Source organism: Streptomyces sp. NPDC057963 (genome assembly GCF_042887155.1).
In the GTDB taxonomy this organism is placed as follows: Bacteria; Actinomycetota; Actinomycetes; order Streptomycetales; family Streptomycetaceae; genus Streptomyces.
Genome location: NZ_JBHVPX010000017.1, coordinates 70,331 through 90,648 on the forward strand (window position 1 = coordinate 70,331; position 20,318 = coordinate 90,648).

Consider the following 20,318-nt stretch of genomic DNA (forward strand, 5'->3'; position numbering starts at 1 on the left):
GTGCGCCGACAACGGGACGTGCAACAGAGCGTCTCCGGGCAGCCAGCCAACCGTTCAGCAGCATCCCGGTCGCCAACACGTACGCGGAGTGAGGACCACCATGTCCTGCCCCAGCGCCGCCGGTGTGGCCGGCTTGCCCGGGCCAGGCGCGAAAGCGGGAGAGCCGGCTGCGGCCTGCTGCGCGGTGGCCTGTCCCTCCGCCTCCTGGCGGAGGAACTCTTGCTCCTGGCGCTCGCGTTCGTCGGCTTCGGCCTGCTGCTCGGCTGCGACGGCCCGACTCTGGCAGTCCTCGCACAGGTGCGGAGACGACTGGCGGGTCCTCCAGTCCCGGGCGTACTCAACCGCCGTCCACCGGTCGTCGGTGAACTTGCGCCCGCAGTCCTTGCACACCGGACGCCGCGCCTCCCGCCCCGCGGATTCCCGTTCCTCAGGGCGCCGCTGCTCTTCCCGGGCGGCTTGGCGGCGGCGGGCAAGGCAGGCGCTCCGGCGCGGGTTGCCGATCGCCTCCAGCAACGGCTCGCGGTGGTCACGGCCGAAGCGCCGGAACGCGGGCCCGGCCGGGCCATATTCGCGCGGCAGCTCCAGTGTGGTCGCCACGGTCGGGATGCAGCCGTCGTAGGAGTGGTAGCCGCCCTCGCGATGCCACCGGCCCTGCCAATGGTGGCGGGTGAGGCCGGCGACCCTCTCCGTCTGGCTCTTGGCGGAGCGCTTGCCGACCTGGTGGAAGACGAGCAGGACCGGCGGGTGCACCCGCTCGTACTCCTCGGAAGGAGGCGCGGGTCCAGCGGGTGCGCCACAGCGGCTTCTCGATGCTGTCGGCGTCCTTCTCCTTCCGCTGGAAGAACCGGGCGTACTTGTCGAACTCCGCGGCGATCAGGACGGCTTCCTCGGTGCAGTTGTCGACCTCGATGAACAGCGGCGGTACATCGTCGTCCGGTGCGATCACGACGACGTCGGCGCGGGCACTGTCGATCGCCGGGTTCTTCCAGGTGCCCTTCACCAGGAGCACGACCTCGGCGGCGTAGGAAGTGAGGCTGCCGATCCCGTCCAGGGGCGTCGGTGGCGGCCCGTGCGGCGTCGACCGCTTCGGCCGGCTCCCCCGTGACCAGGTCGGGGTCGGGCTTCGGTCCGATCAACGCGGTGATCGCCTCGTTCACCGTCACCGCGTGGGAGGCACCAGAGCGGCCCGCGCTCTTGGGCATGCCGCCCATCTTCTCCGGGAGGCGGTCCCAGATCCATCGCGGCGGCGCCCAGCCCGTCCTTGGTGGGCAGCCGGATCTCCTCACCGCCTCGAGTCCGACCGCTGTCAACGGCCAGGCCGTGGCACCGGAGGTCGTTCACCGCGCCACGATGGGAGGCGGTGCGCGCTCCCTTCCTCTGGGCGGACGTCTCCTTGAGTGTGTGCCGGTAGGTCAGGTGTGGCGAAGCCAGCCGCTGTATCTGGTCGGCCATGGCGACCTTGAGCACTCCGAGCACGCGCAGCACGTCGCCGCGAAGGTTGTTGGCCGATCCCGCCTCGTTCGCCTTGCGCTTGCCCTCCATCAGGATCGCCTTCCCGTCGTCCGCGTCCGGCCAGCGGCCGGGCGCCGGCCCCCGGCGGAGGGGACCGGGCCCCAGACCCGGTGATCTCCTGCGCTACCGACAACCAACTCAGATCACAGGGGAGAGAAGAGGGTTGTGGCAATCCAGCGCGGCCCTGAGAACCCTTGGCGACAAGGGGAAATGCGTGACTCGCGGCTGCCGGACACGCAAGCGCCGGCGGCAGGAGCTCACCGTGGCTTGCACAGCAGCCGACGCGGTGCGCGCGGCCGGGCCGGACGGTGAGGTGGCGGCGGGCCGGGCTCCAGGATCGCGGACGGGCGCGGCGGCGGGAAGGGGCGGGTCGGTCGGGTGCGGGCACAGTGTCCTCGGATTCTCCGGCCTGCTGGCCGGGTCGGCGGTCGTCCGGTCCGCGCGCGGATCTGCGTACGGGCCGGGGCCACCGTGAGGAAGCACCCCTTGTCCGCGGTCTGACGGTCAACGCTGATGGATGTCCGATTTCGCCTTGGCCAGTATCGTTCCGGGCGGTTTGCCTATGGCCGACGCCACATCGCCCAGCACCCGGGTCAGCGGGCGGGTGCTGGACGGCGAGGCTCCGCGCCGGCAGTCCGAGGGCTTCTGGGCGCGGAACGTCTCGCCGCTCTCGATCCATGCCTTGTTCCTGACGAACTCCCGCTCGGCTCCCGACAGCTGCCGGGGCGCGCAGCCGGGGTGTCCCCAGCCGTCGGCCACCTTCGTGATGACCTCGCCCTTACCGTGGTCCTTGAAGCAGGCCGGGCAGGTGCCCGGGTACGCGGCTCGGATGGAGCCGCGCGGCAGCGGCACCGCCTTGTTCGCCGTCGTCTTCTTCACGGCGGCCTTCTTCGCGGTCGGCTTCCCGCCGCTGGCCTTCCTCGCCGCCTGCGCCGTCTTGACCGCCTCGTGCTGTGCCTTGCCGGGCCGCTTCTTCGGCTGCTGCCCGCGTGCCGCCTTCGCGGCCTTCTGCGCCGGGGTCCGGCCCACGGGCAGATCGCAGAGGCGACGTCCGGCGGCCGAAGCGCGCCACGCCCACCGACCACCGGGCCCGGTGGCGCACGGATGCGCACCGATGCGCGCGGCACGATGAGTTGTGCACGATGGACGGCACTCCCCACCCTGATGCGTACCGGGTGGACTCCACCGCGCACCCGACGCGCCCCACAGTGAGCCTCCGTCAACTTGAAGTCACAGGTCAAATGGCTGGCACGACCAGCTCTCGCGGTGCTCACCCGGGTCGTGGGCGGCAGTCTGCGGCGTAGATCGTTTGTCAGCGGTTGACTTCGAGGTCCGTCAGAACGAGCAGAGCGCGCAGGAGGTGGGCGGCGAGGGCGGGGTCGGTGCGAAGTCTGGTGAGGGTCCGCCAATTCTCGAAGCGGGCGAATCCACGTTCGACCGGTGCGACCTATGAGCCCACCATGCCATCTCATTGGGTAACAGTCCGCACCCAGGGAGAGTAATGAATCATCGCTCAGGCCGTGTACTCGGCATGACTGCCGCCGCATTAATCGGCCTAGTCGGTTGCGGCAGCGGTAAGCCCTTCGACGGCCCCGCGCCCGAGTCCCGCTCGTCTGCCGTACCTGAGTACGTTGCTGCCTACCGTGCCGGATACACCGCGGGCAAGGCCGTCTACGACTCCTCGGGCAAGGGGGCGGCCGTGCGCGAGACCGTATGGGGCGGCTGTACCCGCCGGGCCCTGCGGGCCGGCAGCGCCGCCGAGAAGGATCGTGGCTCCTGGGTGCGAGGTTGCCTCAACGGCGTCGCCAACACCCCTGAGCAGTTGCCCACCGGCCCCATGACCAAGCGGACCACGGATGCAAAGATGCTGGAGCGGTTCCGTGCCTGGGCTCGCACCGAGGGTGAGGCGCAGCAAGTCGACCACGTCCGCATGCTCGCCACAGTCCAACTGACCGAACAGGACTACGACGTTGAGTTGAGCACGGACTACTCGGCAGGGTCCGGAAATCCTGGATCTGAATCGCTTGCCCAGAGTTTCGTCGAGTGGTGGGACGGCGATCACGGCCGGGACGGAACCGCCAGAAACATCCTGGTCCTTGGGGCAGATGGAAAGAGGCTGACCGCACAGCGCATCTGAGGAGCGTCAACGGCCCCGTAGCGCCGGCTCTTCGGAAGCCGAAAGTCCCGAAGAGCCGGTTCCTGCGCGCCGTAGCCGGGCGGCCTCTACGATCCGGTGCATGCTGGATCCCGAGATGCTGAGACGGATCACCGCGCGACGTGCGGAACTGGACGAACTCGAAGAACAGCTGGCCAAGCAGCTCGCGGAGGTACGGGCCGAACGGGACGAACTCGCCGTCGCCGAACACGTCCTTGAGCGGATGAACAAGCCGCTCGCCGACGAGCGCGCCTCGGCCGCGCCGGCACCTGGACGGGTCACTGGACGGGTCAGCGGACAGGCTGTGATCCCATCTGAAGGCGATTCGGTCCAGGTGGCGGATCCTGCCGCCCGGGAGGATCGCGGTTGATTGTCCTGGCCGTGTTGCGTCACGACCAGCGCCTGGCCGACATGGCCGGCGGCAACAACGCGTCGGAGCCCACCGTCCGCCGTTGGCGGGACGAGCTGATCGCCCTGCTCGCCGCGCAGGCCCCGCGCCTGGACCGTGCCCTCAAGAAGATCGTCAAGCAGGGCGGGGAGGCGGTCCTGATCGACGGCACCTTCATCCCCACCCAGCGCCGCACCGGCAAAGCGAACCACCGCCACCACTCCGGCAAACACGACCATCACGGCCTGCACTTCCTCGCCATGACCGACGATAATGGCCGCCTTATCTGGATCTCCGCTGCCGGCCCGGTCGCACCCACGACATCACCGCCGCCCGCCACGACCATGTCCTGGCCCATCTGCGCGCCGCGGGTCTCGTCGCTCTCGCGGACCTCGGCCTCCGCGGCCTGGACAACGGCATGCGCGACCCCGTGATCGTCACCGGCTTCGCCGCCACCCGGGCCCACAAGCTCACCCCGGCCAGAAGACCGCCAACCGAGCCCTCGCCGAGGACGCGCATCGGTCGAACATGGTTTCGCTCACCTCGAGAATTGGCGGACCCGCACCAAACTTCGCGCCGACCCCGCCCTCGCCGCCCACCTCCTGCGCGCTCTGCCCGTTCTGACGGACCTCGAAGTCAACCGCTGACAAACGATCTACGCCCCAGACTGCCGCCCACGACCCGGGTGAGCACCCCGAGAGCTGGTCGTGCCAGCCATTTGACCTGCGACTTCAAGTTGACGGGGGCTCACCGGGAATGCGGTGCGCGCGCCCGGGTTCACCGGTGCGCACGATGCCGTGCATCGTCACCGCACAATGCGCGCCACCGGGACGAGTGCGCGCACCGGATGTCGGGATGTCCCGCACTCCCCCACCGGCCAGTGCTCACCGGAGTGGAGTCCACTCCCACCCGACAGGCGTCGCAGTAAAATCCGCTCCTATCCGATGCGCACCGCGGTGGGCTCCACTCCCCACCGGGTTGCACATCACAGCGGGCTCCACTGCCCACACAGTCAGGCGGCGCATCCGTCCGTCGTCGGTGGTACCGACGGGCGCGGTGTAGCCGAACCGGGCTCGTGTCTCGATGGTGATGCCGGTTACGGTGGCGGCCTGTTTCCGGTGGCGCCCTCGGGCCTTCGGCTGCCAGCGGGCCCGTACGGCGGCTTCGATCCGGTCGGCGATGGGCTTGGGCGGGTGTTTGCGCTCGCCTGTGCGGTAGCGCTCCACCGAGCGCTGGCTGACCCCGAGTTCGGTGGCGACGGCCTTGGTGGTCTTCATCTGCCTCAGCAGGAAGTTGATGCAAGCCTTCAGGCCCTGGGGCGGCTGTCGGGTGAACGCCTCCTGGTCGGCCCGCTGGATCGCGTCCTCGATCTCCCCCACTGGTCAGCTCCCGTCCGTGAGCAGGCTGTCGCCGTAACGCTGGGGGATCGAACAGGCGCCTGCAGCCGGGGCGAGGTCCACGACCAGGCACTCGCCCACATCGGAGGCCGTGGTGGCGTCGGGTGAGAGGTAGCCCAGGCCGCGCAGCTCACCGACCGCTTCACGGAAGGCATCGCGGCCCTCAGCGGCCAGGTGCTCATCGCGGGTGAAGGAAACCAGATCGCTGACCGTGGGCTCCTGCCCGGGGGTGTAGCCGGTGGTGGGTTCGGCCACGACCCCGCGGGCACGCCAAGTCAGACGCATGTTCCGCATCGCCCGCGCGAACAGCGCCGGGTTATGGGTGGGCGGGGCAGAGGGAGCGGCCCACTGCGGGAAGGCCGTGGCGTCGGTGGTGTTCATCGGGTACGGCTCCTTCGGTGATATCTCCGGTGAGGGCGCGTCGGAGTACGGCCTACTCGCCCTCTTCGAGGACGGCGTCGCCGCCCTTGATGTGGCGAGCGGGGTTGAAGCCCTTCTCCATCAGGTCGACCGCCCACGCCATCTCCTGGACGCCTTCCAGCTTTGCCAGGCCCGGGGTGAGGCCGAGGCGGAAGCCGCCCGGCTGCGGCTTTCCGGAGGCGGCGTACGGCAGGAAGTCCATCGGCGAGGCCCCGGGTGAGGGGTGGACGACGCAGTCGGACAGCACGGCCAGCGGGTACAGGCCCGTCATCTTGGCCATGTTGCTGAGCTTGCGGTGCATGTTGACCCGGGCCTTGCTGATGACGGCGGCCCGGATGTCCGGGCGCCAGATCGGCCGCGGAAGGGCCGGCCACGTCTCGCCGTCACGGTACTGCTGGCCCTGCGGGCCCTCGCGGAGCTTGCCGATGCCGCCCTTGACGGTGCCCTTGATGGCGGCGAGCACGGCCGCCAGGGCCGGGTCGGCCTGCTTGTGCTGCTCCATCGCAGCAAGGAACTCGGTGTCGGTGAGGTCCTTCGTGACGCCCAGGTCGGCGAGCGTGTCGACATACGCGTTCTTGAGCCGGTCGTGCCACGGATCCAGGTACGCCCCGGTCTCCCGGCGCAGGTATGCCTCGATCGGGTCGGCGGGCACAGCGCCGTCATCAGCCCCAGCCCGGACACGGCCGTGCTGCCGCGCGGGGTGATGACCCGCTGGGCGTAAATCCCGAGGCCGCGGGCACTTCGGGTGCGGCCGGGCCGGTGAACGTCTTCGGGGCCGGCTGTGGCGCGGCGGCCGGGATGGGCTCAGCGGCGGGGGTGCCGTGGGCGGGGTACTTCGCCGCCCAGCCGTTCAGCAACCGCTGGTTCGCCTCCAGGCGCGGCAACTTCGGCTCGGAACGGCCGTTCTCGTAGTTCTTGACCGACTGCGTCGACGTCTTCAGCGCGGCCGCGAGGCGGACCTGGGTAATGCCGGCGGCCTCGCGAAGTCGGGCGCGCTCTGCTGGGGGCGGGAGCTGCGGCTCCTCCTCCAGCAGGGCGTCGACCGAAGCGAACAGCTCTTCCTCAGATGCCATGTGTCCCTACCTCCAGCCTGAATGTGGTGTCAGGGGAGCGCGCCAGGAGTGAACATCCGTACGTGGAGGACGAGTTGGCGGAGGGTGCCGTCTCGGCGGCGTTGGGTGAGGGGAGCACCGCGAGGTGCTCGCGGCGGCTGCTTCGATCTCCGCCGCCTCCACGCGGTGGCCTCGGATCTTGAGCTGACGATCCCTACGCCCCCGGAAGTGCAGCGTGCCGGCCTCGTCGAGGTGGCCGAAGCCACCCGTACGGTAGGCGCGCACGGTGGCTCCGGACAGCTCGAAGGAGACGAAGGCGCGCGGGCGGCCGCCACACCGGGTGGGTGCGGCGGCCGTGGGTGGGGTCGGCTCGTGGTCCGAGTCACTCGGCCCGGAGCAGGGCGTGCAGTTCGGCGGTGTCGATGATGTGAGCCCGTGAGGGAAACACCTGATGGAGCAGGACGTTGTGGACGTCGGCGTCCGGGTCGGCGACGCCGTCGGACAGGACGCAAAGCCGGTAGTCGCGGTCGGCCGCGTCGATGACCGTGGACAGGACGACGCCGCTGGTACTGATGCCGCACACGACCAAGGCGGTTATGCCGCGTTCGCGTAGCTGCCGGTCGAGGTCGGTGGTGGACATGCCTCCGTAGCGGGTCTTGCGCACGACAATGTCGCCGTCCCGGGGAGTCAGGCGCTCATGGATGGCAGCGGCAGGGTCCTCGTGGTGCATCACGCGGTGTTGGGCCAGTACGGCGAAAGACTTGTTGGTGGCCGGGATCGCGTCCCAGTCCTCCTCGGTGAAGCCGGCGCGTACGTAGGCGATGGTGCCGCCGCTTGCGCGGACGTCGGCGATGGCCCCTTCCACGCGATCGAGCAGGGCGTCGCGCTCCCCGCCTTCGGGCAGCACGGCCAATGTCGCGGGCTGGTAGTCCATGACGAGAAGAGCGGTGTGCGCGGGGTCGAGCGCTGGGGCAGTGCTCACGCGGGTGTTCTCCTTACCGGTGGTGTTTCTGGTCGTCTTACTCATGGTGTGCCTGGTCGCCGCAAAGCCGCATCGACGGGCCGGCTGCGGCAAGTTGCGGTGTGAGTCAGGAGTGGTTGCGGGCCGGTTCCGGCTCGTGCTGCGGCGTGTGGTCGCGCCGGGGAAGCAGGAGCGGGGTGATCAGGATGAGCAGTCCCGCGACCACGATCGCGGTGCGTGGGCCGGTGACGTCGGCGAGCAGCCCGCCGAACGCCGTGCACACCGCGATGGACGCCTGCTGGCCGATCGACCAGGCCGACAGGGTGCGGGCGACTAGGTGCTTGGGGGTGTGTTCGAGCCGGTAGGTGGCGAGCACCGGCGTGTACAGGCTCATATTGATGATGATCGCCAGCTCGACGGCCATCACGGTGACGAGGCCGACGACGCCGGGACGGACGAAGGCCAGGCCGATCAGCCAGACGGCGCGCAGGGTGCCGACGATCCGGAAGACCCCGTACCGGCCGTAGCGGGCCACGACCCGGGGGGCCAGCCGGGAGCCGATGAGTCCGCCGGCACAAGGGACGGCGAAGGCGAGGCCGTACTGCCAGGCCGGAAAACCGAGTTCGCTCAGCAGGAGCACGGCCAACAGCGGCTCGGTGGCCATGATCAGACCGGCGACGAGCATTTGGTTGAGGTAGAGCGCCCGCAGAACGGAATGGCCCATGATGTGTCGCCAGCCGTCGAGCAGTGCGCCCGCCCGGACCGGGCTCCTGCCGGTTGTCGGCGGCACTTCCTCCCGGTCGCGGATCGCCATGATGCCCAGCGCGGAGAACAGGTAGCTGAGCGCGTCGGCCACCACGGTGGTCACCGGACCGAACAGGCCGATCGCCGCCCCGCCCAGCGGTGGCCCCACCGCGATGGAGCTCCAGTTCGTGGACTCGAACCGCGCGTTGGCCACGAGCAGGTCATCGGGCCGGACGAGGGCCTTGAGGTAGGCGCCGCTGGCCGCGCTGAAGGCGATCTTGGACGCGGCGACCACGGCCGAGGTCACGAGCAGCTGGGCGAAACCGAGCCGGCCGAAGGCGTAGGCGACCGGAATCGTCGCCATGACCGCGAACCGGGCCAGGTCCATCGCGATCATGACCGGGCGCTTGCGCCGGAACTCCACCCATGGCGCGAGCGGCACCGCGATCAGCGCGCCCACCGCAGGCCCCACCGCGGACAGCGCGGACACCTCGGCGGGGCCGGCGTGCAACGCCAGCACGGCGATCAGCGGCAACGCCCCGAACCCCAGCCCGGACCCGTAAGCGCTCACCGCGTACGCCGCCCACAGCCAGCCGAACTGCCGGCCCAACCGTCTCCTGCCCACCATGCTCAGCGCTCCTACCCGAACAAACCGACGTTGACCGGTGAGAGCTAAGCGAGCAGCACAACAACAGGTCAAACAACTGCACTGCCAGCTATTCACAACCATCCGTTGTTCACTAAGGTGGATCGGTGTGGATCTCGAAGCAGTACGCACCTTCGTCGCCGTCGCCGAAGCGGGCCAGTTCCAGAAAGCCGCCGCCGACCTCTCGATCACCCAGCAGGCCGTCTCCAAACGCATCGCCGCGCTGGAGCGCAACCTCGGCGTGCGGCTGTTCACCCGCACGCCCCGCGGCGCCGAGCCGACCATCGACGGGCAGGCGTTCCTACCCCATGCGCGCGAGCTGCTGCGGGTCGGAGAGCGCGCGGTCGCCTCCGTGCGCATCGGCCGCCGTCCGCTGCGCGTCGACGTGATCGCCTCGCGCGTCGCACCATCGGGCCTGATGCGCGGCTTCCACCACGCGCACCCCGAGATCGACCTCGACGTGGTGATGCTGTTCGACGTCGAGACGGCCGTCGCCGCCATCCGGTCCGGTGCGATCGACGCCTCCTTCCGCGCCGTCGCCATGCCCGGCCGACCCCTCCCGGAGGGCATCGAGTCCGTCCGGGTTCTCGACGAGCCGCACCAGCTCCTCACCGGTCCCGCCCACGCGCTGGCCCGCGCCCGCTCGGTGACCGTCACCCAGCTCGCCGGGCACCGGATCTGGATGCCTGGCATCGTTCCCGGAACCGAGTGGGCCGCCTACTACGACGACCTCGTCGCCGAGTTCGGCCTCACCATCGAGGCAACTGGCCCCAACTTCGGCTCCGACACGCTCCTCGACACCATCGCCGACACCCCGACCCTGGCCACCTTCACGACCGAGCAGACCCGCCTCGTCTGGCCCGCCGGCCACAGCCTGCGCCGCATCCCGGTGACCGACCCAACACCCGTCTACCCGCACTCACTCCTCTGGCACCGCGACAACCCCCACCCAGCGCTGTCCACCCTCCGCGCCCACCTCGCCACCACAGCGGCCGGCCACGACGCCGCCGGGACCTGGGAACCGAGCTGGGTGATTCCACGCTGAACGCCACCATCACGCACCCGCGCGCCGACGGGTTCGGCGTCGGGGACGAGGACATCGCCCGCCCCTTCCCCGTTCGTCCGCCACTACATCAACGTGCCGGGCCGCTACTCCTTCCAACTCCCCGACCTGCCCGGCGGCCTGGGGCCGCCGCGCGACAAGGACGCCACCGACAACGAGTGAGCCGGCAGCGGCCAGCAGCACGCGCCGCCGGGGAGCGCGGAAGGGGGCGGCAATTCGGCTCCGGGCAGCTCCCGGCCGGCGCCGGCGTGCGGCCCGGGGGCGGCGCGCCCAGCCACTCTGCACGCATGGCCCGGAGCCGGGCGGCATCCCAGGCCGGCTCCGGCAGTTCGGTCCGAAGGTCGTCGGCCCACTGATGGGTGAGCGCCCGGCCGTTGACATACTGCCCGCCGTCCCGGCCGCCAACGGTGAACAGCACGCCGTCGCGCTGGGCCGGGATGACGATCGCGCCCACCGGCCCGGAGACCTTTCTCTGACACACCAGCACTGCCGTGGCAGCCTGGGCATCCTTCTCATCCAGCAGAATGTGAGCGCCGGCCTCTTCCAGCACGGCCCCGCCATCGCCCGTGAAACTCAGCCGACCCCGCAGGACAACCCGACCGCCGTCCTCGCCCAACAGCGGTGAGGAAAAAGTCGCCGACCGCGTGTCGCCACCCCAGGCCGCACCCTCTTGGCCGGCATCCCTCACATCGTGTGGCGCCGGATCGGCGGCCACAGCATCCTCACCGGCCCCTGAACACGGCGTACTCGCGCAAGACACGAAACGGGGCGCGGATGAGGACGGACAGGTGGCTCGTCCGGGAGCATGAAGGCTGCCTCACAAGTGCGGAAGGAGACACGGCGCCGTGATCCGCCCAGCGCTTGACGCGCGAGCCCTGCGGGAGACAGCGAGGTGATCACGCCTCCCCAGGCCGCCGTCGGTTCGTTCAAGATCCAGTGGAGTTCCCGCTGCCGAGGGCCCAAGCCTCGATGTCGCGGTAGTGGATCGGTCCTCGGCTACGGCCGACGTTGCTGCCGACCAGGTGCAGACGTTCGGCAGGCCACTGACGCCCGGCGAATCCGGCGATGCTTTCGGCGATTTCTCCTGCCGAAGCTCGATCCCCTCGGCGGGCACGGGCCAACGTCAGATGGGGGCGCAGGGGTCGATCCGGGAAGGCGACACCGCAGTTCTTGACGGCAGTACGCACGCCGGCCGCGAGCCTGTGCAGCTCATCGAGGTCTCCGTCGATTCCGCTCCACAGCACCCGGTCGTCGAAGTCTCCGCCACCACGCAGTGCCAGACAGAATGGCTCGTGGCCCGCCGCGAGGTCGGCGAGAGGCGGGCGCAGGAGCGGAACTGTCTCGGCCGGCAATTCCCCGAGGAACGCCAGGGTGATGTGCCAGTCCTCGATACGGTTCCACCGCATATGAGGGTGTGTGTCATAGGCCGGGCGCAACTCCCGGGCCAGTTCTTCTTTCGCGTGGTCGGGCGGGGCGAGCGCGATGAACACGCGAACAGTCGCGGGCTGAGTCTGATCGTTCACACCGGACTTCGTACCGCACCCGGTGGTGGATGCGACGACCCGGGTACTCCAGGAGAGGAGCTCGCGGTCGCGATGCTGAGGAAGCTGCTTCTGGCGGGCGGTGACAAGGCCGGGTCGCTACACGCGATGGACCCGCCCGGTCGGCATCCCTCGGTGCCGGGCCGGGGGTGGCGCCGATCGCGACGATCGCGCGGTCCAAGCGGTGCGTTTCGCCCGCGGTCAGCTTTGAAAGTCGGGGAGGGGCAGCACGCTGATGTCCAGTCCCATGGCGGTGAGCGTACTGACCGCCGCCGGTTTCGACGGTGCGGGCCCCGCTCAGCCGTTGCGCCGAAGTGCAGCCGCGCAACGTCCCGTCACCGCGAGCCGGGGCCTGTCCCACATACTCCTCAGTGGAACCAGACCAGGACCGGGACACGGATCTCCTTGGCGTCCCGCATGACCATGTACTCGATGATGACCGGCTCGCCCGGGACTTCGAGGGAGTACCGAACCCCGAAGTCGTCCATCGCGTCGCCGGGCGGCTGCCTGCCGAGATCGATCGCGCCACCGACCTCGATGGCCAGGGCGCTCAGAAAGTTCGCGGCCTTCCTGCGGAGATCGACGGGCATGTCGAGTACGGTCCGTGCCGGGATCTCCTCGGTCCAGACGGTCCAGCTCACTGAGCCTCGCCCACGAGCAGTTCGTCGACGGAGACGAGAGAGCGGCCGGCCTCGGCATTGGCCCTGCTCTGCACGACTACGGGGGCTCGGTGCAGCATCGCCACCTTCCACCAGCGACGCATCGACGCCGGTACCGCGCTCTCCTCGGCGGCCAGGACCTCGGTGTAGAACCGGGCACGCTCAGCACCCGTCAAAGCGTCACCAATCGCATTGATGGTGTGCGGGATAGCGGTGATCCGGGGGTCCGCGGGGTGTTCGGGCTGAGCCGTCACAGGTCTTTCCTTCCCTCTTCTCCCCCGAGTGTCCTACGCGAAGGCCCGGTTCGGGAACCGGATGGATGCGGCGTCGGCGTGGCAGTACGGGCACCGGCCGATCCGGAGGAGGCCCAGGCGCTGCCTGAACATTTGTGGTGGCGCCGGCACGGGAGGCTTGGGGGACGGTGCGGGCGGCGAGGACAGTGTGCAGGCCGCCGTTGAAGGTCGCGGTGTGGTGGCTGTGGCCGAGGACGAAGTCGCGGAAGGCTTCGTGTTCGGCGACGAGCGGTTCTTGTTTGAGGATCGCGTAGCGGGTGACGTCGCCTTCGCTGACGCCGATGTCGCTGCCGGCCCGGCAAACCGGGTGCGCGTCCTGGCAGTCAGCACTGGCCGCTCCACCGGCACACACCTCTGCGAGGCCGGCGCCCCACTCGTTCTTCCCGGCCTCGAACAGACGGAGCCACTGCTCGGAGCCCTCGCGGTAACGAATCGGGGTCAGGACGGTTCCTCAGGCAGCCCAGCCCGGTATCTGCCGGTCTCAGCCCAGTGGATAGCCGATCTCCGCGATGCACCCCTCAAGGCTTGCAAGCGTGACCTCGGCGCTCAACGCGCCGACCACGCCTGCGGTCAGCGGGCGCGAGGAAAATACGTGCCGAACGGCCTCCAAGTCGACCGGGACCTCGTAGTAGTCCTCAGCCCACCGCTGAAACGCTTCCGCCGAGCGGTCCACCAGCAGATGGAACAAGTATCCGGCGCCGTCCGGATCTCCCGCGGTCTCCTCGGGGAAGTCGATCGTCCCCGTCTTCCAGGCTTCGTCCCCCGTCTCCCGCCATATGCACGCAGTGATGACGGGCATCCCGTCCTCGTCCGAGAACGCGGGCTCCTCAACATACGAACGGAAGACTCCGGGAACATCGTCGAGCACGCCGGGCCATGGCCCGTCCTCCACATAGGGGCTCATCGATGATTCGTGATCGAACCCACGCACATAGGCGCCCGCGGCCGAGAAAACGATCGAATACTCGTCGCCCGACCCGCTACGCATCGAGGCCATCGACTCCCTCTCGGACCAATGGGCATCGAAGGAGTAGCAGCGGTCTGCCCAGTCGGGACTCAGCACCGCCTCCAGCATCGCCATGGAGCGGCAGTGATCTCGGAGGGCGGCTATCTCGGGCAAACGCCGAGCAACGTCATAAACGGTCACACGCACATCCAAGCGCATGCCTCTGACACTCGGAGATCCTGCCCGGTGGCTGTACTGCCACCGCCACGCGGTTCTGGCGACGCTTCCGTCGCCAGCTCAACCAGCCCTCTGCCCAAATCTGGACCTCGACGCCAGCCGGTGAGACCCGAACCCGTAAAACCTGTCTAACGGGGAGTCCCTGCGGCGGGGCAAGGTCAGTGACAAATGCCTGCAAGGGCCCGCACCGGCCGACGCAGGTGTCCGTCCCCTGCCGGGGGTGGACACCCTTCTCATATGGGGCCCGCGCGCAGGCTCGCGCCGGTCAGAGGGCCATCCGCCAACCAGGAATTGAAACCGCCATCCACTGTCCGCAGATGCCCTGAGCAGCCCTTGTACGGAGGGCTGAAAACGATCGCATTACCGGACCGTCGGATGGGGAGACTCCCGCAGCCATCAACGGAAAGTGACCAGGTGGACACATGTGGTGGAAGCAAGAGTTCGAGAAAACTGGGCTGATACTCCATGGGATCGGTGCGCAGCTTCAGCATGAAGCCAGCGGTCTGCCGGCCCTGCATCAGCAGGGCCACAAGACGCTGGAAACCGTCCAGGCCGGAACAACCGGGCTCCGCGAGGAGAACCAAGAGCTGCGCCGCCGACAGGAACGGATGCTCACCGATCTCGCCGACACCCGCGCCGACATCGGTGCGCTGCGTCTGGAGCTCTCCCAAGGGCTGCAGTCCTTGTTGATGGCCCTTCCCGCAGAGCAGCCCGCTCCCGAAGCGGGAGAGCCTCCGGCGATGGGCGGCGACGAGCAGCAGCCGGAGAGCAGGACTCGACCATCGGCCAGTGACAGTCCCGAAGGGGAGCTTATGAACCAGAACGCCGCTAACGGCCCGGACCGCACGGGCGGTACGGGTCGCGTCGAAGGCGACCGAAGTGGGGCGTTGGACGGTGCTGCGCTGAAGGCGGCATCAGAAGAGGCCTACCAAGGAACGGCAACGACGCGCCCTCCTCTGCCTACCATCCCTCAGCAGGGACGGCAGCAGGAAGAGGCAACCACCCCGGCTCCCTCGCCGGAAGTCCTGCACGGAGCACGACTGATGAAGGCGGCCGGAGTCGCCCTCGCCGAGCTCATTTGCCACCGCGACACCTGGGAGTACCTCACCGGGCTGAGCTCCAACCAGACCCACTTCCGTACCCCGCCCTCCGTGGATGACGTCAAGGACGGACGTGTACAAGCAGCCCTCTCCGGCCGTTCCTTGATTGCCCTGCTCATCGCCCTTTGGCAAACGCGCGATCAGGCGGACCCGCTCACTGCCGACTGGGCACTGGCCGCCACCGCCTACAGCCGGATTGCCACGGAACTCGACACCATCACTCCCGGAACGGGACAGCGCACCGTCCGCATCGTCCTGGACGACGGCATTCACGCCGCCGAGTCAGCTGCGCAGAAAGGCACCGAGACGGTCGGCTGATCTACGGGCGGTCCTTCGAAGCGCGGCAGCTTCGCAGCGTTGCGGACCGGACCTGGTGGAGTGAGCCGGAGCTCAGGAGTTGTCACCGGCAGGCCGGATGAGCCGGCGAATTTGAGTGGTTGAAGCAGCCTGGTTGCCACAACCGAGGCACCCGGCTTGTCACAAGTGCTCGTTCAGCAGCCTTTCCGTCACCAGAAAAGAAGACGCCGCGCGGGTCTGGAGGATGTCGACGTCGCTACTGCACCGTTGACCGAATGGCGGGGCGGCGGCCCCGACTGGTCCGCACGCGGGCATAGTGACCGCTGAGGTGATCGGGGCCGCCGCCGATCAAGTCGGGGTCGATCCGGTGTGCGCACCGAGGGGCCTGTCCCGGTCCAGGCCGTGATACGAGACTCCCGGGTGATCCGCCGCGATGCCCGGGCGGGCCCTGGCTGAACGCTCGCTGCGGCGTATGCCTCACTGAGCCGGCTCGGGCTCCTCGGCGCAGCGGGTCGGCCCTTCGGGGGGCGGGCGCCGGCCGCCGTGTCAGGCGGTGCGGCGGATGAGGAGGACGTGGTCGGTGACCTCGGCGGTGCGCCCGTGTGGCCCGGTTGCGATCCGGCGGGGTGCGTCGGCCCGCTCGACCGTCCATGTCTCCGGAGCCAGGTCCATAGCCGCGGCAACTTCCCGCGGGCTCGGGTAGACGCGTCCCTGCCCCACTGGCTGGGCAGCGCCGACGGTGGCGCGGTTGAACTCCTCATCCTGTTCGGCCTGCAAGGGATACGTGCCCACGTACGCACCGACCCTCATCGATCGCCGCAGGCCGGGAGCCGCCGGTGAACTCAGCGAGAGATGCTGTATGCGCGTCGGTGACGCCGGCCTTTTCGAGGAAGACGACCAGGTCGTGGTCGCTGTAGGCGACGCCCGGGGAGCTCACGCCGAGCAGCCGGCCGCAGTGATCGACAACGGGCCGCGGCCTCCCCGATGACAACAAGCCTGCCTATGTGACAGCTGTCGTGCTGCGGCTCAGGGAGGTGCAGCGGCCTGCGGTGCTGTGCGGCGATAGTAGGCCAGGCTCGGTGCAGGCGATTTCGGTGAGCTCCACCAAGAGGCCGGGGGCACAGCACGGCCGCGGTCCCTCAAGTACATCTTCTGGAGTCCTTCGGCGCCGATTTCTGCAGTTGCTGCTCGTTGGCGCCGACGGCCTGCGCGTCGAACAGCCGGGCCGCGTACGGCGGCGGGACGTGACTCTGCTGCGGTGCTCCGGGGAAGGCCATGACCGCGGGCTCCTGCGATGCACCTGTGGATACGGCCTTCCAGCGGCATTCGGTGGAGGGCCCGGCCCGAAGGCCCGCGAGGCCCGGCCGGGCCTCTTCCTATTCCTGCCTCAGGCCATGACGTGTCTTCGGATACAGCCGCGAAGGCCCTGAGCACTGACTCGTGACAGGCAGCAATCACACGTCTGCCGCCCCGGCGGACGTAGACGCGGATCGCGTCCCGCTCTGGGTCCGTGCAGTCGTTCTCCGTACCTCGGTACCGGGTCGGTGGAAGTCCTCCTGGGAGGAGCGCGGCGGGTACCTGCCGTGCCCGTCGCACAGGGCGGGCGCGTCCCCGGCCGGTGCTCGCCGTTGAGCACAGCCGTCAGACACGCGCGCAACCTGTATCTACGAGGACGCGACCCGACGGAGCCAGGCAGGCCGCTTTGTTCCTCAGCCTTCCCCGTCCGGGCGGAAGTTGAGGACGAAGCGGGCGCGTTCGCCGTTGATGCGGCGTCGCACAAACAGCACGGGCTGCCCGCCGGGAGCGCAACTCACGCCTTCGCGGACCAGGAGCGGGGTGCCCGCGGGGACGCCGAGCAGGTCGGCGTCGCCGATGTCGGCTCCGATGGCGCTGAAGGCCCGCCAGTCGTATTCCAGGACGACGCCGGCGCTCCGGGTCAGGACCCGGACGACATTGTCCACCCGCGCAGGGGCGGACAACTTCTCAGGCAGGAGGGAGGACTTCAGCCAGTAGCTGCTGACGCCCCACGGCTCGGCGCCGATGACGATGACGCTCTCCAGGCGTGAGAGTTCGCCGGGATCGCATCTCAGGTGGGCCGCGGCCTCGATGTCGGCCGGGGTGTTGGGCGCGGGGGTGAGGGCGGTGATCCGTTCGCCGCCGTCCACGACGTCACCGGCGTCGGCCGCCGTGCCGTGGGGGACGGCAGTGGTGAGGCTGCCCATGTCGAAGCGCTGGCTTCGCGGGTCGACCGCGATCGAGAAGCGCGCGATGGGGGTGCGGACGAACGTTCCCACACCCCGGCGAATCTCGATGGAGGCGGCTCGTTCGAGCTCGGCGATGGCCTGGCGGATCGTCAGCCGGTTGACGCCGAACTCCTCGCACAGTTCCGCCTCGCTGGGCAGCCGGGAGCCTGCTGAGAGGTCGCCGCAGTCGATCCGGTCCTGGATCCGCCGGGCGAGCTGCAGGTAGATCGGGGCGGCTCTTCTGCGGTTCGACACCCCTGGATCCTACGAGGTCGCCACGGCGACGACCTGCTCGATCACACATGAAGGCGGCCCGGTGGAACGCCCGTTCATCCAAGGTTCAGCGGACCGACCACTGAGTTCTACACAGAACCCCACAGCAGGCATGTAGACATCTAGATGTCTTACTTGTTCTGCGAAGTGACCGACTCAGGAAGGCTCCCATGCCGCTGCTGAACTTCCGCGACCCCGCCTCCGTCGCCGACCCCCGGGGCGACCGCATCCGCCCGGGGATCCTGTTCCGCTCCGCCCAGCCCGATCCCGTCGCCGACGCCGGCACCATCGGGGAGCTGCTCACCCACGGCATCCGCGTCGTCGTGGACCTGCGCAGCCCCGACGAGCGGGACGACGACTGGGCGGCCGCCGAAGAGGCGGGCATCACCGTCGTCCGGGCGCCCATCGTTCCGGACGACACGGGCGCCGGGGCCAGCCCGGACATCGCCTCCCTGCGGACCTCCGCCGACCTGGGCCGGTTCTACGCCGACCTGGCCGAGTCCGCCCCCACGGCCGTCGCCGACACGGTCCGGGCCGCCGCCGGGCCGGGCGCGGCACTCGTGCACTGCGCCGCGGGGAAGGACCGCACCGGTTTCGCGGTGGCACTGCTGCTGGAACTCGCCGGAGTGTCCGACGACGGGATCGCCGACGACTACGTCCGTACGGCCATGGCGCTCCCGGAGATCCTCGCCGCGCTTTCCACTCGGCATCGCATCGCGCTGAACGCCGGTACGGCCGACGACACGGGCGGCGACGAGGGGCACGGGACGGCGGGACGACCGGTCGTCCCCGCGCCACTGCTCCAGGCCCCGCGGGAGGCGATCGAGGTCTTCCAGAAGACCGTGCGGGCCCGTCACGGCAGCGCCGAGGGCTTCCTGTTGAGCTGCGGGGCCGAGCCTGCGGTCATCGACCGCTTCCGCGCCAAGGCTGCCCTGCCCACGACCGCCACTGCGGCTCCCTGACCCGTCCTCTCCCTCGTTCCTCTACTCCCCCACGCCCCGCCGCCTTCCGCCCGACAGGAGAACCCCCTCTCATGACCGACATCCTGCGCAAGGCCCCCGTCCCCGAACCCCTGCCCCCCGACCGCCTTCCCCAGGGCGAGGTCCCTGCTCCACGCCGGGTCATCGCCGGGCTGGTCTTCACCGAGCTCCTCATCGGGATCGGGTTCGCCATGCCTCTGGTCGCCTCCCTCAGCCTGAAGGTCAACGAGATCGCACCGGATGCCAAGGAGAGCGTGCTGGGCACCGTCATGGCGGCAGGGGCCGTCGCCGCGTTTGTCCTCAACCCGGTCTTCGGCCACCTGTCGGACCGCACCGTCGGGCGATTCGGCAGACGCAGGCCGTGGATCCTCGGCGGTCTCGCCGCGGGGCTGCCGGCCACCGTGGTGATGGCCACGGCAAGCTCGGCCGCCCAGCTGATGCTGGGCTGGGTCCTCGCCCAGGCCGCGTACAACGCGGCCCTCGCCGCCCTCGCGGCGGTGATCGCCGACCGGGTGCCGGCCACGCAACAGGCCACCGTGTCCGGACTGTTCGGAGCCGCCCAGTTCGCCTCCGTCTTCCCCGCCTTCTTCCTCGTCGGCCTCATACCCGACAACACGGCGGTCCTGCTGCTGATCCCCGGCATCGCCGGTGCCGCAGGCGCCGCCGTGTCCTGGACCCTGCTGCGCGGCGAGCAGGCCGTCCCCGCCGGGGAGCGGCGCCCGGTGAGCCTGCGCTCGATCTTCACCAGCCTGCTGTTCGACCCGCGCACTTCCCCGGCCTTCACCGCGGTCTGGCTACAGCGCTTCCTGCTCCAGGGCGCCAACGCCCTGATCGGCACGTTCGGCCTCTACTACCTGATGTCCCGCCTGGAGATGTCGACGGCCGAGGCCGCCGCCCTCGTTTCGGTCACCGGCATGTTCTCCGTCGTCGGCAACGTCGTCGCCGCGGCGGCGTTCGGGAAGCTGGCCTCCCGCACCGGCGCCTACCGGGCCTTCGTCGTTGCCTCCGGCCTGCTGATGGCCACCGCCATGGTCATCAAGATGCTGTCCGCGTCCGTGTGGCCGATCTACCTCTCCACCGCCGTCGCCGCCATCGGCCTCGGCGCCTTCTACGCCGTCGACATGGCCCTGGTCCTGCGCACCATGCCCACCAGCACCGACGCCGGCCGCTGGCTCGGCGTGTTCAACATCGCCAAATCCCTGCCGCAGTCCATCGCCCCCCTGCTCGCCCCGCTCCTCCTGGACCTCGGCACGGACCCGATCGGACCGGCGGCCGACGGCAAGAACTACTTCGCCCTCTACCTCGGCGGGGCCCTCGCCGCACTCGCGGCCGTGGCCCTGACCCCGCTGATCCGGCACCCCCGCCTCGCCCGCGACTGACACTCCGTCACCACCGCATCCCCCGGCATCCG

Annotated in this window: 22 protein-coding genes and 3 pseudogenes; 9 read left to right on the forward strand and 16 right to left on the reverse strand. The window is 69.6% G+C overall.

The window, feature by feature from the left end:
• Positions 1–54 precede the first annotated feature (54 nt).
• The 3 genes and pseudogenes from ACFVT1_RS31425 to ACFVT1_RS31435 form a co-directional block, all read right to left on the reverse strand.
• A complete protein-coding gene (locus ACFVT1_RS31425) occupies positions 55–750 on the reverse strand; it encodes a hypothetical protein (RefSeq protein WP_389801542.1) in 696 nt (231 codons plus the stop codon).
• Positions 751–886: 136 nt separating this feature from the next.
• Positions 887–1,009: pseudogene (locus ACFVT1_RS31430) on the reverse strand (hypothetical protein); the annotation flags it as partial.
• Positions 1,010–2,016: 1,007 nt separating this feature from the next.
• Positions 2,017–2,541: a hypothetical protein gene (locus ACFVT1_RS31435; RefSeq protein ID WP_389801431.1), complete on the reverse strand. Its 525-nt coding sequence runs from the start codon at positions 2,539–2,541 to the stop codon at positions 2,017–2,019.
• A gap of 502 nt (positions 2,542–3,043) precedes the next feature.
• Here ACFVT1_RS31435 and ACFVT1_RS31440 point away from each other — a divergent pair.
• The 3 genes from ACFVT1_RS31440 (at position 3,044) to ACFVT1_RS31450 (ending at position 4,489) form a co-directional block, all read left to right on the forward strand.
• Complete coding sequence (locus ACFVT1_RS31440) at positions 3,044–3,649, forward strand: hypothetical protein (RefSeq protein WP_389801434.1); 606 nt, start codon at positions 3,044–3,046, stop codon at positions 3,647–3,649.
• 100 nt (positions 3,650–3,749) lie between these two features.
• On the forward strand, positions 3,750–4,037 hold the full coding sequence (locus ACFVT1_RS31445) for a hypothetical protein (RefSeq protein ID WP_389801437.1): 288 nt from the start codon (positions 3,750–3,752) through the stop codon (positions 4,035–4,037).
• Between the two features lie 11 nt (positions 4,038–4,048).
• On the forward strand, positions 4,049–4,489 hold the full coding sequence (locus tag ACFVT1_RS31450) for a hypothetical protein (protein ID WP_389801440.1): 441 nt from the start codon (positions 4,049–4,051) through the stop codon (positions 4,487–4,489).
• Between the two features lie 450 nt (positions 4,490–4,939).
• Here ACFVT1_RS31450 and tpg read toward each other — a convergent pair whose 3' ends face one another.
• From tpg to ACFVT1_RS31480, 6 genes are all read right to left on the reverse strand, one after another.
• Positions 4,940–5,434, reverse strand: coding sequence for a telomere-protecting terminal protein Tpg (gene tpg / locus ACFVT1_RS31455; RefSeq protein ID WP_389801443.1), 495 nt, complete (start codon positions 5,432–5,434; stop codon positions 4,940–4,942).
• A 3-nt stretch (positions 5,435–5,437) separates the two neighbouring features.
• A complete protein-coding gene (locus ACFVT1_RS31460; protein ID WP_389801446.1) occupies positions 5,438–5,833 on the reverse strand; it encodes a hypothetical protein in 396 nt (131 codons plus the stop codon).
• A gap of 52 nt (positions 5,834–5,885) precedes the next feature.
• Positions 5,886–6,524, reverse strand: coding sequence for a hypothetical protein (locus ACFVT1_RS31465; RefSeq protein ID WP_389801448.1), 639 nt, complete (start codon positions 6,522–6,524; stop codon positions 5,886–5,888).
• Between the two features lie 10 nt (positions 6,525–6,534).
• Positions 6,535–6,945: a helix-turn-helix domain-containing protein gene (locus tag ACFVT1_RS31470; RefSeq protein ID WP_389801450.1), complete on the reverse strand. Its 411-nt coding sequence runs from the start codon at positions 6,943–6,945 to the stop codon at positions 6,535–6,537.
• Positions 6,946–7,306: 361 nt separating this feature from the next.
• A complete protein-coding gene (locus ACFVT1_RS31475; protein WP_389801453.1) occupies positions 7,307–7,906 on the reverse strand; it encodes a cysteine hydrolase family protein in 600 nt (199 codons plus the stop codon).
• A gap of 106 nt (positions 7,907–8,012) precedes the next feature.
• Positions 8,013–9,257: an MFS transporter gene (locus ACFVT1_RS31480; protein WP_389801456.1), complete on the reverse strand. Its 1,245-nt coding sequence runs from the start codon at positions 9,255–9,257 to the stop codon at positions 8,013–8,015.
• A gap of 127 nt (positions 9,258–9,384) precedes the next feature.
• Here ACFVT1_RS31480 and ACFVT1_RS31485 point away from each other — a divergent pair, with 127 nt between their 5' ends.
• Together ACFVT1_RS31485 and ACFVT1_RS31490 are read left to right on the forward strand one after the other, a co-directional pair.
• A complete protein-coding gene (locus tag ACFVT1_RS31485) occupies positions 9,385–10,320 on the forward strand; it encodes a LysR family transcriptional regulator (RefSeq protein WP_389801458.1) in 936 nt (311 codons plus the stop codon).
• Positions 10,321–10,693: 373 nt separating this feature from the next.
• On the forward strand, positions 10,694–10,963 hold the full coding sequence (locus ACFVT1_RS31490; protein WP_389801461.1) for a hypothetical protein: 270 nt from the start codon (positions 10,694–10,696) through the stop codon (positions 10,961–10,963).
• Positions 10,964–11,264: 301 nt separating this feature from the next.
• Here ACFVT1_RS31490 and thpR read toward each other — a convergent pair whose 3' ends face one another.
• The 4 genes from thpR to ACFVT1_RS31510 all read right to left on the reverse strand — a co-directional run bounded on the left by thpR (position 11,265) and on the right by ACFVT1_RS31510 (position 13,978).
• Positions 11,265–11,861, reverse strand: coding sequence for an RNA 2',3'-cyclic phosphodiesterase (gene thpR, locus ACFVT1_RS31495; RefSeq protein ID WP_389801464.1), 597 nt, complete (start codon positions 11,859–11,861; stop codon positions 11,265–11,267).
• A 386-nt stretch (positions 11,862–12,247) separates the two neighbouring features.
• Complete coding sequence (locus ACFVT1_RS31500; RefSeq protein ID WP_389801467.1) at positions 12,248–12,520, reverse strand: hypothetical protein; 273 nt, start codon at positions 12,518–12,520, stop codon at positions 12,248–12,250.
• The gene (locus ACFVT1_RS31505; RefSeq protein ID WP_389801470.1) at positions 12,517–12,792 is read right to left on the reverse strand and encodes a hypothetical protein; all 276 of its coding nucleotides are present in this window, start codon (positions 12,790–12,792) and stop codon (positions 12,517–12,519) included. Before ACFVT1_RS31505 ends, ACFVT1_RS31500 begins: the two co-directional genes overlap by 4 nt.
• A gap of 520 nt (positions 12,793–13,312) precedes the next feature.
• Positions 13,313–13,978: a hypothetical protein gene (locus ACFVT1_RS31510; protein WP_389801473.1), complete on the reverse strand. Its 666-nt coding sequence runs from the start codon at positions 13,976–13,978 to the stop codon at positions 13,313–13,315.
• A gap of 458 nt (positions 13,979–14,436) precedes the next feature.
• Here ACFVT1_RS31510 and ACFVT1_RS31515 point away from each other — a divergent pair, with 458 nt between their 5' ends.
• The gene (locus ACFVT1_RS31515) at positions 14,437–15,432 is read left to right on the forward strand and encodes a hypothetical protein (RefSeq protein WP_389801475.1); all 996 of its coding nucleotides are present in this window, start codon (positions 14,437–14,439) and stop codon (positions 15,430–15,432) included.
• A gap of 525 nt (positions 15,433–15,957) precedes the next feature.
• Here the strand turns inward: ACFVT1_RS31515 and ACFVT1_RS31520 are convergent.
• Positions 15,958–16,113 (reverse strand): annotated as a pseudogene (locus tag ACFVT1_RS31520) (SAM-dependent methyltransferase); the annotation flags it as partial.
• Here ACFVT1_RS31520 and ACFVT1_RS31525 point away from each other — a divergent pair.
• Positions 16,105–16,251 (forward strand): annotated as a pseudogene (locus tag ACFVT1_RS31525) (XRE family transcriptional regulator); the annotation flags it as partial. The pseudogenes ACFVT1_RS31520 and ACFVT1_RS31525 sit on opposite strands and share 9 nt — an antisense overlap.
• A gap of 299 nt (positions 16,252–16,550) precedes the next feature.
• Here ACFVT1_RS31525 and ACFVT1_RS31530 read toward each other — a convergent pair.
• Positions 16,551–16,688 carry a hypothetical protein gene (locus ACFVT1_RS31530; protein WP_389801478.1) on the reverse strand — a complete coding sequence of 46 codons (138 nt, stop codon included), beginning with the start codon at positions 16,686–16,688 and terminating at the stop codon, positions 16,551–16,553.
• Between the two features lie 432 nt (positions 16,689–17,120).
• Positions 17,121–17,909, reverse strand: a complete 789-nt coding sequence (locus tag ACFVT1_RS31535) for a GntR family transcriptional regulator (RefSeq protein WP_389801480.1) — start codon at positions 17,907–17,909, stop codon at positions 17,121–17,123.
• Between the two features lie 188 nt (positions 17,910–18,097).
• Here ACFVT1_RS31535 and ACFVT1_RS31540 point away from each other — a divergent pair, with 188 nt between their 5' ends.
• Positions 18,098–18,889 carry a tyrosine-protein phosphatase gene (locus tag ACFVT1_RS31540; RefSeq protein WP_389801483.1) on the forward strand — a complete coding sequence of 264 codons (792 nt, stop codon included), beginning with the start codon at positions 18,098–18,100 and terminating at the stop codon, positions 18,887–18,889.
• A 71-nt stretch (positions 18,890–18,960) separates the two neighbouring features.
• Positions 18,961–20,286 (forward strand): MFS transporter, encoded by a 1,326-nt coding sequence (locus tag ACFVT1_RS31545; protein WP_389801486.1) that lies wholly within the window; start codon positions 18,961–18,963, stop codon positions 20,284–20,286.
• Positions 20,287–20,318 lie beyond the last annotated feature (32 nt).